The organism is Sulfitobacter sp. UBA4523 (assembly GCF_002388305.1).
Classification (GTDB): domain Bacteria; phylum Pseudomonadota; class Alphaproteobacteria; order Rhodobacterales; family Rhodobacteraceae; genus Sulfitobacter; species Sulfitobacter pontiacus.
This window is the reverse complement of record NZ_DGMH01000056.1, coordinates 452-804: the sequence shown is the minus strand read 5'-3', so window position 1 is coordinate 804 and position 353 is coordinate 452. Positions and strand designations below refer to the sequence as shown.

At 59.2% G+C, this 353-nt stretch carries 1 pseudogene; it reads right to left on the bottom strand.

The annotated features are described in order from the left end of the window. Positions 1-231 (bottom strand): annotated as a pseudogene (locus B3849_RS13980) (murein transglycosylase); the annotation flags it as partial. Positions 232-353 lie beyond the last annotated feature (122 nt).

Sequence of the window (353 nt, the reverse complement as noted above, 5' to 3'; positions counted from 1 at the left end):
GTTGAAGGATTTCTGGTTGCGGTCGGCGGCGATGGTGCTGCTGGCATAGCGCGCGTTGGCCAGTGCATCGAGCCCCCGTTGACCGACACCCGCGGCGGCGGCCTCTTTCGCGAAGGCGGGTTTCCAGGCGTCGAAGCCTCCCGCGTTGTTGCCACATTGGGCCGCTGCAACTGGGGCGGCGAAGCCCAAAGAAAGCATAAGTGCCGTGGCAAGACGTTTGGTGGGGCGCATGAAATAACCTCTGACTATATTAAACTTCGGCTGACTCTAGCTCAGCTGTTTCGAACTTCAAATAGCAAGACGCATTCCAAGCGAAAGGGCGCCCCGATAGGGACGCCCTTTGCTGTTGGTCT